The 15,470-nt window shown below is 44.7% G+C and carries 12 protein-coding genes; 11 read left to right on the top strand and 1 reads right to left on the bottom strand.

Annotated elements, in window-relative coordinates; genetic code table 11:
• Positions 1-86 precede the first annotated feature (86 nt).
• On the bottom strand, positions 87-1,067 hold the full coding sequence (locus tag CXF69_RS11105) for an Hsp33 family molecular chaperone HslO (protein WP_102078307.1): 981 nt from the start codon (positions 1,065-1,067) through the stop codon (positions 87-89).
• Between the two features lie 376 nt (positions 1,068-1,443).
• Here CXF69_RS11105 and CXF69_RS11110 point away from each other — a divergent pair, with 376 nt between their 5' ends.
• From CXF69_RS11110 to CXF69_RS11160, 11 genes are all read left to right on the top strand, one after another.
• Positions 1,444-2,418 (top strand): glutamate/aspartate ABC transporter substrate-binding protein, encoded by a 975-nt coding sequence (locus CXF69_RS11110; protein ID WP_180952626.1) that lies wholly within the window; start codon positions 1,444-1,446, stop codon positions 2,416-2,418.
• Positions 2,419-2,514: 96 nt separating this feature from the next.
• Positions 2,515-3,261, top strand: a complete 747-nt coding sequence (locus tag CXF69_RS11115; RefSeq protein WP_057758328.1) for an amino acid ABC transporter permease — start codon at positions 2,515-2,517, stop codon at positions 3,259-3,261.
• Positions 3,258-3,926, top strand: coding sequence for an ABC transporter permease subunit (locus CXF69_RS11120; protein WP_102078305.1), 669 nt, complete (start codon positions 3,258-3,260; stop codon positions 3,924-3,926). The genes CXF69_RS11115 and CXF69_RS11120 overlap by 4 nt, the downstream gene beginning before the upstream one ends.
• A gap of 186 nt (positions 3,927-4,112) precedes the next feature.
• Entirely contained in the window at positions 4,113-4,844 is a 732-nt protein-coding gene (locus tag CXF69_RS11125) for an amino acid ABC transporter ATP-binding protein (RefSeq protein ID WP_057762314.1), read from the top strand.
• A 403-nt stretch (positions 4,845-5,247) separates the two neighbouring features.
• Complete coding sequence (locus CXF69_RS11130) at positions 5,248-5,856, top strand: DJ-1/PfpI family protein (RefSeq protein WP_102078303.1); 609 nt, start codon at positions 5,248-5,250, stop codon at positions 5,854-5,856.
• 99 nt (positions 5,857-5,955) lie between these two features.
• Positions 5,956-7,212: an FAD-dependent oxidoreductase gene (locus CXF69_RS11135; protein ID WP_102078302.1), complete on the top strand. Its 1,257-nt coding sequence runs from the start codon at positions 5,956-5,958 to the stop codon at positions 7,210-7,212.
• Between the two features lie 370 nt (positions 7,213-7,582).
• A complete protein-coding gene (locus CXF69_RS11140; RefSeq protein ID WP_102078301.1) occupies positions 7,583-9,358 on the top strand; it encodes an AMP-binding protein in 1,776 nt (591 codons plus the stop codon).
• 240 nt (positions 9,359-9,598) lie between these two features.
• Positions 9,599-11,209, top strand: a complete 1,611-nt coding sequence (locus CXF69_RS11145) for a carboxyl transferase domain-containing protein (RefSeq protein WP_102078300.1) — start codon at positions 9,599-9,601, stop codon at positions 11,207-11,209.
• Between the two features lie 165 nt (positions 11,210-11,374).
• Complete coding sequence (locus CXF69_RS11150) at positions 11,375-12,184, top strand: enoyl-CoA hydratase/isomerase family protein (protein ID WP_102078299.1); 810 nt, start codon at positions 11,375-11,377, stop codon at positions 12,182-12,184.
• Between the two features lie 77 nt (positions 12,185-12,261).
• On the top strand, positions 12,262-14,373 hold the full coding sequence (locus CXF69_RS11155) for an acetyl/propionyl/methylcrotonyl-CoA carboxylase subunit alpha (RefSeq protein WP_102078298.1): 2,112 nt from the start codon (positions 12,262-12,264) through the stop codon (positions 14,371-14,373).
• A gap of 59 nt (positions 14,374-14,432) precedes the next feature.
• Positions 14,433-15,368: a hydroxymethylglutaryl-CoA lyase gene (locus CXF69_RS11160; protein WP_102078297.1), complete on the top strand. Its 936-nt coding sequence runs from the start codon at positions 14,433-14,435 to the stop codon at positions 15,366-15,368.
• The last annotated feature ends 102 nt before the right edge of the window (positions 15,369-15,470 follow it).

Below are 15,470 nucleotides of genomic sequence, written 5' to 3' on the forward strand. Positions count from 1 at the left end.
ATTTAATGTGAAAAACAAAAACCCTCAAGTATGACGCTTGAGGGTTTTTTTTATAAACATTGACTTATAGTAAGTAAGAAAAAAACTTACCCAGCAAATATTGCTGCTACATCATCTTTATTGAACTTATAGACTTCACCGCAGAATCCGCAATCCATCTCAAATGTACCACCTTGCTCTTCGACGATATCTAACGCTTCTGCTTCACCGATTTGCTCGATTGCCATTTCACACTTCTCGCGTGAGCAAGTGCAACCAAATGATAGAGGGGCAGGCTCAGGGGCAACAATGTTTTCTTCGTGATACAAGCGATAGAGTATTTCGTTAGCATCCAGTGTCGTTAGCTCTTCTGGTTTGACCGTGCGTGTCAATACAGACAAGCGTGTCCATAAATCATCGTCGATACCCGCATCTTGGTTTTGCTCAACTTCAGACGTTTCTTCAGCAGTACGCGGTAGCATTTGCACCAAGATACCACCAGCTTGCAGGCCATCAGATGCCAAGTTAATCAACGTTGGAATCTGGGCTGATTGCTTTTGGTAATGTGCTAAGCAGTCCGCTAGATTGTCATGGCTACGCTCAACGATACCTTGGTACGGCTCACCGCCATCAGGCTGAATATTGATAAACAATACGCCTTGTCCCATCGCACCAAGTTCAGCAAACGCTTCTTTGGCATGGGTCATATTGTCCCACGCTTGTACTTGCTCATCCGTTTCGCCTTTCCAACTAGCAAGTGCACGGATGACGCCGTCTTGATCGCATTCTGCCATCGCCCAGTTTAGTAAGCTGTCACTGTCCGATGATTGCAGCTGAATAGACAGGCGGCCGTTGATTTTGACCGTACTGATTAGCAAACTTGCTGCGGTTAGCATCTCACCCAATAAGCGTTTGATAGCTTCAGGGTAGGGCTTTTGTGCAATCGTGCTCGCGTAGCTACGTGATAGGCGTACCACATCACCGCGCACGGGAGAGTCTTCAACGAAGAAACGTTGGCGAATGTCGTTATTGCCATGGTTGCCAGTAGTTTGGCTGTCCGTATTTGGGACTTGGATATCTTGAGTCATAAGTCATTTGTAGTATAGAGAAGTTGTTTGCTTTATGGGGATTGCTGCCGATTTATCAATCTCACTTAGTAGACTGTTTTGACGATTATAAGCAGCAAAGGTTAATAACGAGCTTAAAAAACCAAGCAGCTGTTTGTACAAAGTTCTGAGTAGATAGCCGCTATAAGCCAACATTTTATAGTTAGAATATAAATATATTCATAAATATGTACTCTCTCAAAAAAAATTCACTCTCTACTGCAAATTTGTTGTACAGTAACATTAAGTTGCATTGTGATAAACAACAGCAACAACCGTACGGATGCGGGGCAGTCGGGTCAATCAGACCTAGGTCGTCCAAGCACTCACTCAATCTTGCGATAAAAGGATGTATTTCATGACATACTCATTTTCCAAACCGTTGACTTTAGCTGCTGTTATGGCATTAGGCTTAGCGGGATGTAATAACAGCAGCCAGACCAGCACTGATGCGCCAGCAGATGATGCAACGACGACAGAAACCACCACCAATGGTACGCTACAGAAAATCAAAGACTCTGGCACTATTGTCGTCGGTCACCGTGACTCCTCTATTCCTTTCTCTTATATCGCTGATGATCCTAACCAACCGATTGGCTATGCTCACGACTTGGAAATGAAAGTGGTTGAAGCCGTTAAGCAAAAGCTAAACATGCCAGATCTTAACGTTCGCTATAACCTAATCACTTCGCAAACTCGTATCCCATTGGTACAAAACGGCACGGTAGATTTTGAGTGTGGCTCAACTACTAATAATGAAGAACGTCAAAAGCAAGTCGCTTTCTCAAACGGTTTCTTTGAAATTGGTACGCGTCTGTTGACCAAAAAAGACTCTGGTATTCAAGATTTTGAAGACCTGAAAGGCAAAACCTTGGTAACGACAGCAGGCACGACTTCAGAGCGTTATATCCGTCAGTACAATGATGATAATAAAATGGATACCAATATCATCTCAGCAAAAGATCATGGCGAAGGCTTCCTAATGCTAGAAAATGGCCGCGCTGATGCCTTTATGATGGATGATGTATTGCTCGCAGGCGAAAAAGCCAAAGCAAAAAATCCTGATGAGTGGGTCATCGTCGGTACGCCGCAATCGTTTGAAATTTATGGTTGTATGATGCGTAAAGATGATCCTGAATTCAAAGCTGTGGTCGATGAAGCACTTGCTAATGTCTTTAGTTCAGGCGAAATCAATAGCATTTATGACAAGTGGTTCTTGAACCCAATCCCGCCAAAGAACGTCAATCTAAACTTTGAGATGTCAGACAACTTAAAGGCCTTGATTGCCAATCCGCATGACAGCGCTCAGCCTAAAGCAGCAGCAGCGCAGTAACGCTCATTGTCCCTCAACATAGCTTGCCTATACGTTCAGATAGCCAGTATTTTATTTGACGTATAGGCTTATCAATCGTTGCTCGGAGAGACAATCATGAATTATAGCTGGAACTGGGGTGTGCTCTTTGAGCAGACTGGTATTGGCAACGAGCTCTATATCCATTGGATGATCACAGGTCTTGGCTGGCTGCTATTGATTGGCAGTATCGCATGGGCCATTGCGATGGTCGTCGGTACCATCTTCGGTATCATGCGTACCTTGCCCAACAAGACTGCTCGTGCAATCGGTACGGCTTATGTAACATTTTTTCGTAATATTCCACTGCTTGTTCAACTGTTCTTTTGGTTTTATATCGCCCCTGGCTGGCTCACGCCGACGATACAAGAATGGTGGTATAAGGATTTGTCTCCGAATACTTCAGCCATGCTATCAGCCAGTATCGGTTTGGGCTTATTTACTGCTGCTCGTATTGTGGAACAGGTACGGACAGGTATTGAGTCATTACCAGATGGACAGATTAATGCGGCCTACGCATTAGGGTTTAGCATTCCACAAGTCTATAAAGAAGTACTGCTACCGCAAGCATTTCGTATTATCTTGCCACCGCTCAGCTCTGAGTTAACCAACTGCTTCAAAAACGCCTCTGTGGCCTCGCTCGTGGGGGTAATGGAGCTGATTAGCCAAACCAAAACCATCAGCGAATATACTCAAAATAGTATCGAGATATATACTTACGCGACGATTATTTATTTGGTTTTCAATTTATCCTTAATCGCTATTATGGGATTGATTGAACGTAAACTGCGTGTGCCTGGGCTCATTGCGGGAGGTCAGAAATGAATATGACCGAATTGGCAACAGCCTATCCTGGTTTGATGGGTGGCATGCTTACCACCTTAAAAGTGCTGTTTTTGGCTATTTTAGGCGGTATCAGTTTAGGAACTGTATTGGCATTGATGCGCTTGTCAGGTATCAAAGCGCTTGAAATTCCAGCCAAACTATACGTCAATTACTTTCGCTCCGTGCCGCTGTTATTGGTACTACTATGGTTTTATTTTGCCGTACCGATGATTTATCTTTGGGTAGCGGGTAAGTACCTGCAACTCGATGCTGCATTTGCCTCTTGTGTGGTCGCATTTATGATGTTTGAGGCCGCTTATTTCTCAGAAGTGGTGCGTGCTGGTATTCAATCGATTGGTAGCGAGCAGGTCAATGCGGCAAAAGCGCTCGGTATGACTTATGGGCAGACCATGCGTCTGGTCATCTTGCCACAAGCCTTTCGTAAGATGCTGCCACTGATTTTGCAGCAATGTATTATTTTATTCCAAGATACGACACTGGTATTTGCCATTGGTTTGACCGACTTTTTCCGCGCAGCCTATGTACGCGGTGAGCTAATGGGCTTACTCACGCCTTATATACTAGGTGCTGGTGCTGTCTATTTTGTGATTAGCTTAAGTGCTTCTATTGGCGTGCAACAATTACAGAAGCGTTTGCGGTTTTAATATAGCGTATTTTGATACGGCTATCGCTTGCGCTTTTGAGTGTTAAGAGCTTGAGTATTTGATTTACCTTTTTTAAATAATGATTATCGAAAATAATGTGGTTAGGAGCCAGTGATGAGCAATGCTGATACGTACGTAAATGCCTTTGGCGGGCTGGTTACCAATAGTGGTCATGCTAGTGATGAGATGGTCATTGAGATATCTAATGTCAGTAAATGGTATGGAGATTTTCAAGTACTGACTGACTGTACAGCGCATGTACATAAAGGTGATGTCGTTGTTGTTTGTGGTCCATCGGGTAGTGGTAAATCAACCTTGATTAAGACGGTGAATGGACTTGAGCCTTTTCAAAAAGGTGACATCATGGTCAATGGTATCTCTGTCGGTGATCCAAAGACCAACTTGCCCAAGTTACGTAGCCGTGTCGGCATGGTGTTTCAGCATTTTGAGTTGTTTCCACATTTAACTATTATTGATAATTTGACTGTGGCACAAATCAAAGTGTTGGGCCGTAAAGAGTCTGAGGCCAAACAAAAAGCGATGGCCTATCTCGACCGTGTTGGCCTAACGGTACAAGCGGCGAAATATCCAGCAGAACTCTCTGGTGGTCAGCAGCAGCGTGTTGCGATTGCACGAGCGTTGGCCATGGATCCAGTCGCAATGCTATTCGATGAACCAACCTCCGCGCTTGATCCTGAGATGATTCAAGAGGTGCTAGATGTGATGGTCGAGCTGACTCGTGATGGTATGACTATGATGTGCGTGACACATGAGATGGGCTTTGCCAGTCAGGTGGCCAATCGTATTATCTTTATGGATGAAGGACATATCGTAGAAAACTGTAGTAAGGATGAGTTTTTTGAAGGCGCGAAAAGTGACCGTGCGCAGATGTTCTTATCGAAGATTTTAAATCATTAAATACATTTTGATTTACGATTGTTTATAGCAGTATTTCTAAGATAAAGACATGTTCTAAAGCTTACTTTTCTTTCCACTACTAATAATTATATAAAGCGCCCTATTAAAGACAGTTAAACGCTATCTTTAATAGGGCGCTTTGTATTGAGCTTTTTTTGTATATTTATTTGAAAAACGATTTAGAGCCTATGATTTTTACACACAAGGAATTTTAATAAGATAGCTTTGAGACTATAAAGCCGCTGAAAATAGAGCGGGAATAGTCGTAGGATTAGAGAGGTTGCAAATGGCAAAGGCAGATGAAATGGCTCATCTTATTAATCAAGCAAGTTTGAAAAGGTGATAATCGTAATATAGATAAGTTTAATTTTATTTAACGCTATCAACTGAATTAGGATTGACTATGACGCTAAAACGAACCGTCGGCATACTACTGTTCAATGAAGTAGAAGTATTGGATTTTGCAGGACCTTTTGAGGTGTTTTCGTTGGCTGAAAATGCTGCCAGTTCTAGTGATGATAAGCACTTTAAGGTTATTACCATTGCCGAGAACCAAGCAACGATATCCGCTAGGAACGGTCTACAAGTCATTCCTGACTATAGTTTTGTCAATCATCCAGACATTGATGTCTTAATCGTCCCCGGTGGATACGGTGCCGAAAAAACAGAAATATATAATAAGGTGGTAATTGATTGGATTATCACTCAAGCAAGTTTGGTAGATCTGACGCTTTCAGTGTGTACAGGAGCATTGCTATTGGCTAAGGCAAGTTTATTAACTGGTAAGTCAGCAACCACGCACTGGATGGATTTGGATAATTTAGCATCCTATCCTGATATCGATGTAATCTCGCATACGCGTTTTGTAGATGCCAGTGATGATACTTGTAATATCATCACATCAGCGGGAATAAGCGCAGGCATCCATGCAAGTCTATACTGTATAGAAAAATTAATAGATAGTGAAACCATGCGTGCAACAGCACATCGCATGGAGTTCGATATTGACTAAGTGAATTGCTAGATAGGTGAGTGAATGGCTGTTTACTGATACAATAGCGGTCAATATTTTTGATAATTAAAATAATTCATAAACCATATTGGAGTTTGTATGAGCGTAGAAAACCTATCTGTAGCATCAAGCACAGCATCAAAAAAAGGTGTCGTTATTATTGGTGCAGGGCTGGCAGGCTGGCATGTCATTGATGCCATTCGTGCCAAAGACACAGAGATTCCAATCACATTAATCACGGCTGATAGTGGCGACCGTTATCACAAGCCGATGTTGACAATGGCAATCAGCCAAAACAAACGCGCATCAGATTTGGTACGGGCATCTGGTAGCGAAGCGGCGAACACAGCAGAAGTGACGTTGCTAGCCAACACACAAGTGACAGATATTGATCCAGTGAGCCAAACCGTACAGGTGCGCTCTACTGCGCAGTCAGATGACACGCTGACGACTATCGGCTATGAGAAAATGGTACTAGCGATGGGCGCGCATCCTATATTCCCTAAAAGTCTGCCACAAGATTTGGTCTGGCATGTTAATCACATCGAGCGCTTTAGTCAGCTACAAGAAAAGCTAACAACCGGTAGCCAGCATGTTGCGATCGTTGGTGCTGGTATGGTGGGTACAGAAATCGCAGAAGACCTACTTAAAGCTGGTCATAAAGTAACGCTCATTGATTTAAACGATGCACCGCTTTCGCAGATGCTACCAGCCAAAGCAACCGCACGTATTACCAAAGCGATCGAGTCGCAGGGCATTCAATTCTTAGGTGGTTATCAAGTATCAGCTGTCACTCGTGTTAATGACGATGGCAATAACAATGACAGCGAAGATGCCGAGAAACTACAAGTGGACTATGCCCCATTATCAACGAATGCAGATAATACTGATACTCAGCCGCTCGAACCATTGATTGTAGATCATGTGATTGCCAGTACAGGTCTGACAGTCGATGAGCAATTACCTGCGGCGGCTGGTGTGGAATTCGATCGCCGTACAGGTATCGTGGTGGATGCAGCGACGTTGCGTACCAATGCAGCGAATATCTATGCCATCGGTGACTGTATGTCTATCAATGGGGTCGCTTGTCGTTACGTTGCGCCATTACGCGCGCAAGCTGCGACCATCGCTGACGATATCTTAGGTCATGAGCATAGTGGCTATGATCATAAGCCGCCAATGATTCGCCTAAAAAATAAAGCCATCTCTGTGATGGTGACGGGCGTACCGCAAGCAGCGGGTAATTGGCAAGTGAAGACTGAGAGTGATGATGAGCTAATCATGGATTTGCTCGATGATAATGAAGCCGTTAGCGCAACAGTAACGATTAAAGCGCCTGCAGTTCCTAAAGCATAACGATTGCAATACCGTCTTTTGAAAAACTAATAAAGCACAGTATTTATAAGTAATGTCCTTTATTAGATTCCTTTCCAGACAATTCAGTCAAAAGACAATATTGATGATTGAGCCAGCCCATTCCTTATGATGTTGCTGGCTTTTTTGTGTCAAAAGTTTGCCATGATTCTATGTTACCTTTTACTAAGTAGAAAGGCAGACTGTCTAATTAAATGATACATACTGTATTGATATTGTTGACAGGCTTTCATTGATGGCGTTATAGTAGCTGAATGCTATGTAAGACCTGCCCAAGGAAGAAGGTTTGCACGCAGGCTATTAATAAGTGCTATTTATAAATAATATAAAAAGTAAAACGAAAGGACTCGTTATGACTCAAACTCCCGATTTCGATTCGACTCGCGTTGACTTCGACACTATTTTAAACAACATTCCTAGTATCAATATGGGCGCACGCTCAGCCAATGCACCACTTACTCAAAGCTATGACAAAGGTCCTGATGTACCGCTGATTGAAGCGACCATCGGTGACTTTTTTGATGCTATTGTTTCTAAATATCCTGAGCGCGAAGCACTGGTCGTCCGCCATCAAAATATCCGCTGGACATATCGTGAGCTACAGCAGCAAGTGAATCAGCTAGCCAGTAGCATGATTGAAATGGGACTAGAGATTGGCGATCGTATCGGTATCTGGTCACACAACAATGCTGAATGGTTGCTCATGCAATTGGCCACGGCAAAAGTCGGCGTTATCCTCGTTAATATCAATCCTGCCTATCGTACTTTTGAGCTGCAATATGCCTTAAATAAACTAGGCTGCTCAGCGCTCGTACTGATGCGTCATTTCAAAACCAGTGATTACGCAAGTTTAATCCGTGAGCTATGTCCTGAGATTTACCATAAAGATTACACTCAGCTTGATTTGGTCGAGATTCCGACGATTGAACGTATCATCTGGATTGATGAGCCAGAGTCGGACGAGACATTTGGCTTTATGCAAAAATTCTCTGCGTGGATGAGCGAGGGCGATGCCAACGATCCACGTGTTGCCGAGCGTCAGGCGCAACTTAAGAACACTGATGCCATCAATGTACAGTTCACCAGTGGTACGACAGGTACGCCAAAAGGCGCTACCTTAAGCCATCGTAATATCCTTAACAATGGCTACTTCATCGGTGAGGCCATGAACCTTACTGAAGAGGATAGGCTGTGTATTCCAGTACCTTTGTATCATTGTTTTGGTATGGTACTTGGCAATCTAGCAATTCTCACGCATGGCGGTTGTATCGTATATCCAAACGATGGTTTTGAGCCATTGACTGTATTGCAGGCAGTCGAAGAAGAAAAGTGTACAGGTCTGCACGGCGTGCCAACGATGTTTATCGCTGAGCTTGACCATCCTGAATTTGAAAACTTTGATCTGTCTACCTTACGTACTGGCATCATGGCTGGCTCTAGCTGTCCGATTGAAGTCATGCGCCGTGTCATCGATAAGATGCATATGAGCGAAGTCACCATTGCCTATGGCATGACAGAGACCAGTCCTGTATCTTGCCAGACCAATGAGCATACGCCACTTGATAAGCAAGTCTCGACGGTAGGACTGGTACAGCCTGCGCTTGAGGTGAAAGTCGTTGATACAGAAACAGGTGAAATTGTCCCGCTGGGTGAGACAGGTGAGTTGCTTACACGAGGCTATTCAGTGATGAAAGGCTATTGGGGTAGCCGTTTTAAAACGCGTGAGGCTATCCAAGATGGTTGGATGCATACGGGTGACTTGGCCACAATGGATGAAGATGGCTACGTCAAAATCGTCGGTCGTAGTAAAGACATGGTGATTCGCGGCGGCGAGAATATCTATCCGGTAGAAATCGAAAATTACCTCTATCGCCATCCAAAGATTCGTGATGTACAAATCGTGGGTATACCAGATGAGCGTTATGGTGAAGTACTCGCGGCATGGATTATTCCGAAAGAGCCTGGCTGCTTGACTGAACAGGAAGTACGCGAGTTCTGTAGCGAGCATATCGCTCATTATAAAGTGCCGACTTACTATCGCTTCGTGACTGAATATCCAATGACCATCACTGGCAAAATTCAAAAATATAAAATCATTGAGCAAATGAAAGAAGAGTTGGGTTTGTAGTAAGCTTACTTATCTGCTCTAAAAAATAAAAGACTAACCATATTCATTTCGCTATAAAAGTATTACAGCGTTAACCTCGCTTGAAGTATCACACATACCTCTGCACTCGGTTGCCTTGTACTACTTTTAAATTGAATCGACTATATGTGAGCAATGCTTAAAAATAGCAGTTAGTATCATTTATATAAAAAGCTACTCACATCTACGTATCTATCTATGTATAAGAAAAAAAGGGATATCATGAGCGCTATCATAACCAGTAAACTGAGTCCAAACTCAAGCGATTTTCAGCAAAACAGTGCCGCGATGCAAGAGATAGTCGATGACCTGTATGTACACTTGCGTAAAGTTGCCCAAGGTGGCTCAGAGCGCGCACGAGCCAAGCATCTAGCGCGTGGTAAGCTGTTACCACGTGAGCGCGTCGAGCGTTTATTGGATGTAGGCACGCCGTTCCTAGAAGTGGCACCGATGGCTGCACATGATATGTATGGCGAAGAGATTCCGGCTGCTGGCGTGATTGCAGGTATTGGCCGTATCAATGGCATCGAGTGTATGATTGTCTGTAATGATGCCACGGTAAAAGGCGGTACGTACTATCCAATGACGGTCAAAAAGCACCTACGTGCCCAAGAAATTGCGCAAGAAAACCATTTACCGTGCGTTTATCTGGTTGATTCAGGTGGGGCTAATTTACCGAACCAAGATGATGTGTTCCCTGATAAAGAGCATTTCGGCCGTATCTTCTTTAACCAAGCTAATCTGAGTGCAGCAGGCATTCCGCAGATTGCTGTGGTTATGGGTAGCTGTACGGCTGGCGGTGCGTATGTGCCTGCCATGAGCGATGAGTCTATTATTGTCAAAGAGCAAGGTACTATCTTTTTAGGTGGTCCACCACTGGTAAAAGCAGCGACGGGTGAAGAGGTCACGGCAGAAGACTTGGGCGGTGGTGATGTACATACACGTCTATCAGGCGTGGTCGATCATCTAGCCCAAAACGATACCCACGCGTTATCGATTGCCCGTAATATCGTCAGTCATCTCAATCGCCCTACAAAAAATATTCCTAATCAAATCACACCGCGTCCGCCACGTTACGATGCCAAAGAACTCTATGGTGTTATTCCAACAGACAAGCGCAAGCCATTTGATATCAGAGAAATCATCGCGCGTATCGTTGATGACAGTGCCTTTGATGAGTTTAAATCGCGCTTTGGTACGACGTTGGTTTGTGGGTTCGCTCATATCGAAGGGATGCCTGTTGGTATTATTGCCAATAACGGTATCTTATTCAGTGAATCAGCGCAAAAAGGCACGCACTTCATCGAGCTGTGCTGTAAACGCAAAATCCCATTAGTATTTCTACAGAACATTACTGGCTTTATGGTTGGGCGTAAATACGAGAACGAAGGTATCGCTCGTCATGGTGCCAAGATGGTAATGGCAGTGGCCAATGCAAAAGTGCCAAAATTCACCGTTATCGTCGGTGGTTCGTTCGGCGCTGGTAACTACGGTATGTGTGGCCGCGCTTATAGCCCGCGTTTCTTATGGATGTGGCCAAATGCCCGTATCTCTGTCATGGGCGGTGAGCAAGCAGCGTCAGTACTGGCAACGGTCAAACGTGGTAACTTTGATCGCAAAGGTGAAGTGTGGAGTGATGAGGACGAAGCGGCATTTAAAGCGCCAATACGTGAGATGTATGAAGAGCAAGGTCATCCGTATTATGCCACTGCACGTATGTGGGATGACGGCGTAATTGATCCTGCTGATACCCGTAATGTATTGGCTTTAGGACTAAGCGCGGCTTATAACGCACCGATTGAAGAGACGACATTTGGGGTTTTTAGAATGTAAGCATTCTAAGATCTCCCCATAATAAGCGACTATTGCGTTAACCTTATTTGAAGTATGGTTTGTACATCTACGCTTAGTCTTTGTACTTAGTTTCCTTGTATTAACATTATTATGGATTGACAAAGAGTTTGTTTAAGTATTTACATAAAAAATATAGAGACAGTTATGCAAAAAGACAGTGATAAAAATTATAAAAGCCTACTGGTTAAAGTGGAGCAGCATGTGGCGACAGTGACATTGAATCGTCCCGAGATACGTAATGCCTTTAACGATGAAATGATTGCTGAGCTAACTGATGCTTTTAGTACGCTTGGTGCTGATGATGAGGTACGTGTCATTGTGCTAGCGGCTGCTGGTAAGGCATTTTGTGCAGGCGCTGACCTTAATTGGATGCGTGCCATGGCGGATTATAGCTATGAAGAAAATCTAGCGGATGCTGATAAATTGGCGCAAATGCTTAAGACTATTTATGAATGTCCTAAGCCGACAGTTGCGGCTATTCAAGGTGATGTATACGCAGGTGGCATGGGTCTGGTCGCTGTTTGTGATGTGGCTATCGCCGTTAAGATTGCTAATTTCTGTCTGAGTGAAGTGCGTTTAGGGTTGGCACCTGCCACTATTAGTCCTTATGTTATCCGAGCGCTAGGCGCTAGAGCATCGCAGCGTTATTTTTTAAGTGCTGAAGTGTTTGATGCCAAAAAGGCGCGTCAGCTTGGCTTTATCCATGAGCGTGTTAGCGAAGAGTGGCTAGGCGATGAAGTGGCTGCGTTCTGTAATAAGGTCGTCAAAAATAGCCCTGACGCGGTAAAAACCTGCAAACAGCTATTACACGATGTCGCTGGTGCACCTATTACAGATGAGCTTATTGCTGACACGGTCAAAGGTATCGCTGATATCCGCTCATCAAAGCAAGGCCGCGAGGGGGTACAAGCATTTTTGCAAAAGCGTAAACCTGATTGGCTAATGGCAGACTAACTAGTAGTAGAACAATGATAGGTAAATGGGCAAATAGACAAGACGTCAAATAATAACGACAAGACACAGGGATAGTTATGTTTTCTAAAATTCTAATCGCCAACCGTGGTGAAATTGCTTGCCGAGTGGCTGCGACTGCTAAGCGTCTTGGCATCAGTACCGTTGCTGTTTATTCTGATGCGGATCGTGAGGCCAAGCATGTGGCTGTCTGTGATGAGGCTATCTATTTGGGCGGTTCGGCACCGAAAGACAGTTATCTCAAAGGCGATGCTATTATTGCTATCGCTAAGCAAACGGGTGCTCAGGCGATTCATCCAGGATATGGGTTTTTGAGTGAAAATGCAGACTTTGCACAGGCTTGCCAAGATGCTGGTTTGGTGTTTATCGGTCCATCAGCGGATGCTATCCGTGCCATGGGCGGCAAGTCTGAGTCTAAGCGCTTGATGGAGTCAGCTGGTGTGCCGCTGATACCGGGCTATCATGGTGACAATCAAGACGCACAGTTTTTGCAGCAGCAGGCCGATAATATTGGCTATCCTGTCTTGATTAAAGCGAGTGCAGGTGGCGGCGGTAAAGGCATGCGTATCGTTGAAAAAAGCAGCGATTTTATTGACCTGTTAGATTCATGTCGCCGTGAAGCGGTTACCAGTTTTGGCAATGATCAAGTGTTGGTCGAAAAATACGCGCTAAAACCACGTCATATCGAAATCCAAGTATTTGGTGATACGCATGGCAATTATGTGCATCTATTTGAGCGTGATTGCTCAGTACAACGTCGCCATCAAAAAGTACTAGAAGAAGCGCCAGCGCCCGGTGTCGATACTGCCATGCGTGAAGCAATGGGCACAGCGGCAATCGAAGCAGCACGTGCGGTTGATTACGTGGGTGCAGGTACGGTTGAATTTATTGTGGAGCAGCGTGAAGACTCTATGAATTTTTATTTCATGGAAATGAACACGCGCTTGCAAGTTGAGCATCCAGTTAGTGAAGCGATTACTGGTGTCGATTTGGTCGAGTGGCAGCTGTTGGTCGCTGCGGGTCAGCCATTGCCAAAATCGCAAGACGATTTGACGATCAATGGTCATGCGATCGAAGCGCGTATCTGTGCTGAAAACCCTGACAATAATTTTTTACCAGCGACAGGAACGTTGTTTACCTATCAGAAGCCTGAGCACAGCCCCTTTGTCATTGATAAAAACGGCGCTGATGTACGTATCGACGATGGCGTACGAGAGGGTGATGTCATCAGTCCTTTTTATGACTCTATGATTGCCAAGCTTATCGTCCATGCTCCTACGCGCGAGCAAGCTCTAGCGAGACTAGATCGGGCATTGGCGCAGACACGTATTGTGGGTTTGCCAAATAACGTGGCATTTTTGCGTTATATTTTAAATACTGACTCATTTAGCAAAGCCAATCTCGATACTGCCTTGATAGAGCGTGAGCAGGATAAGCTTTTTGACCAGCATCCACTGGAATTACCGACGCTTGTGGTGACGGGTATTGCGCAGCAGCTTGCGAGCGAAGCGACTACGCATGGCTCAGATCCATTTAGTAAGCCAACGGGTTTTCGTGCTTATAGCGATTATACAAGGTCGTTTAGCTTGGTTTATGATGAGCAGGCTTATAGCGCTCGCATCAGTAATTGGCATAATGCGAGTTGTGCTGATAGCAAAAAAGGCGGCGATAATCTCAGTAGCTTTACGCTCGTCATTAGCAAAGAAATCGCGAATACGCAGGATGATAGCAATATCAATGTAGCGGCTCAGACCGAAACGGTTTATGAAGGTCAGATCAGCTATGACAGCAGTGACGCGCACAATCATACCTTGTGGTTAGAGGGTGCACGTATCAGTGCCCAAAGCTGGGTAAATAACGAGACAGTCTACGTATTCACAGATAGCGGACGTGATGAAATTACGCTTGTCGACGTAATGGCACATGTGGGCGAAGACACAGCAGCGATTGGCAGTTTAAAGTCACCAATGCCAGGGCAAGTGGTTGCATTCAAAGTAGCTGTTGGCGATACTGTGAAAAAAGGCGAGCCACTTGCCGTCATCGAAGCTATGAAAATCGAACATACCATTACCGCACCGACAGATGGTGTGGTAGCAGAGCTATTATTTGCAGCAGGTGATTTGGTCGCTGATGGTGATGAGCTACTGCGCATCGATAGCGAAAGCGCATAGCTGACGAAGCCTAATAAGAAAGCCTCACAAAAGGGCAAATAACAAATAGGACGACAAGTATGAGCCATTCGTATCCAGAGCATTCGTACCCTGAACAGGTCAGCATCGTTGATGTCAGTCCACGTGATGGGCTACAAAACGAATCGATGACGGTGCCGACTGAAGTTAAGCAAACGCTTATCAATGATTTGATTGCAGCGGGTGTCAAAAAATTGGAAGCGACCAGTTTTGTTTCGCCAAAGTGGGTGCCACAAATGGGTGATAATAGTGAGTTGCTCGATGCACTAGCACCAACGCGGCAGACGGACGTCTGCTACTCGGTACTGGTACCCAATATGCGTGGCTTTGAAAACGCCATCGTACATCGTCCAGATGAAATCGTCATCTTTGGCTCAGCCAGCGAAACCTTTAGTCAAAAAAACATCAATTGTAGTATCGATGAGAGTATAGAACGTTTTGCGCCAGTAGCTGCTGCGGCAAAAGCGCAAGGCATCAAAGTACGTGGCGTGATCTCTTGTACGGTCGGTTGTCCTTATGAAGGTGACATTGACCCCAGCCAAGTAGCGTATGTGACCAAGCGGTTGATTGATATTGGTTCAGAGCAAATTGGCATTGCCGATACGATCGGTGTGGGTACGCCGCTCAAAGTACAACGAGCATTGCAAGCTGCACTTGAGTATGCTGATATCTCTATGCTATCAGGTCATTTCCATGATACTTATGGCCAGGCACTAAGCAATACTCTGGCTGCCTTGCAGATGGGTGTGAGTGAGTTTGATACCTCTGTCGCTGGCTTGGGCGGTTGTCCTTATGCCAAAGGCGCAACGGGCAATGTCGCGACCGAAGATGTGGTGTATATGCTGCATGGCATGGGTATCAGCACGGGTATCGATTTGGATAAATTGGTCGTGGCAGGCGAGCGTATCAGTGTGTTCTTAAAGCGTCCGAATGGCTCAAATGTGGCGCGTGCCATCATTAATAAACGTCAGTCTTAATTAGTATAGTCAATGCACTGTGAAGGTATGACAGCGTTAACCTCGTTTGAAGTATTTACATCTATACTCGGTTGCCTTGTCACAGTTTCACATTAAGTTGAC

The sequence above is a fragment of the Psychrobacter sp. Choline-02u-9 genome, from assembly GCF_002836505.1.
Taxonomy (GTDB): domain Bacteria; phylum Pseudomonadota; class Gammaproteobacteria; order Pseudomonadales; family Moraxellaceae; genus Psychrobacter.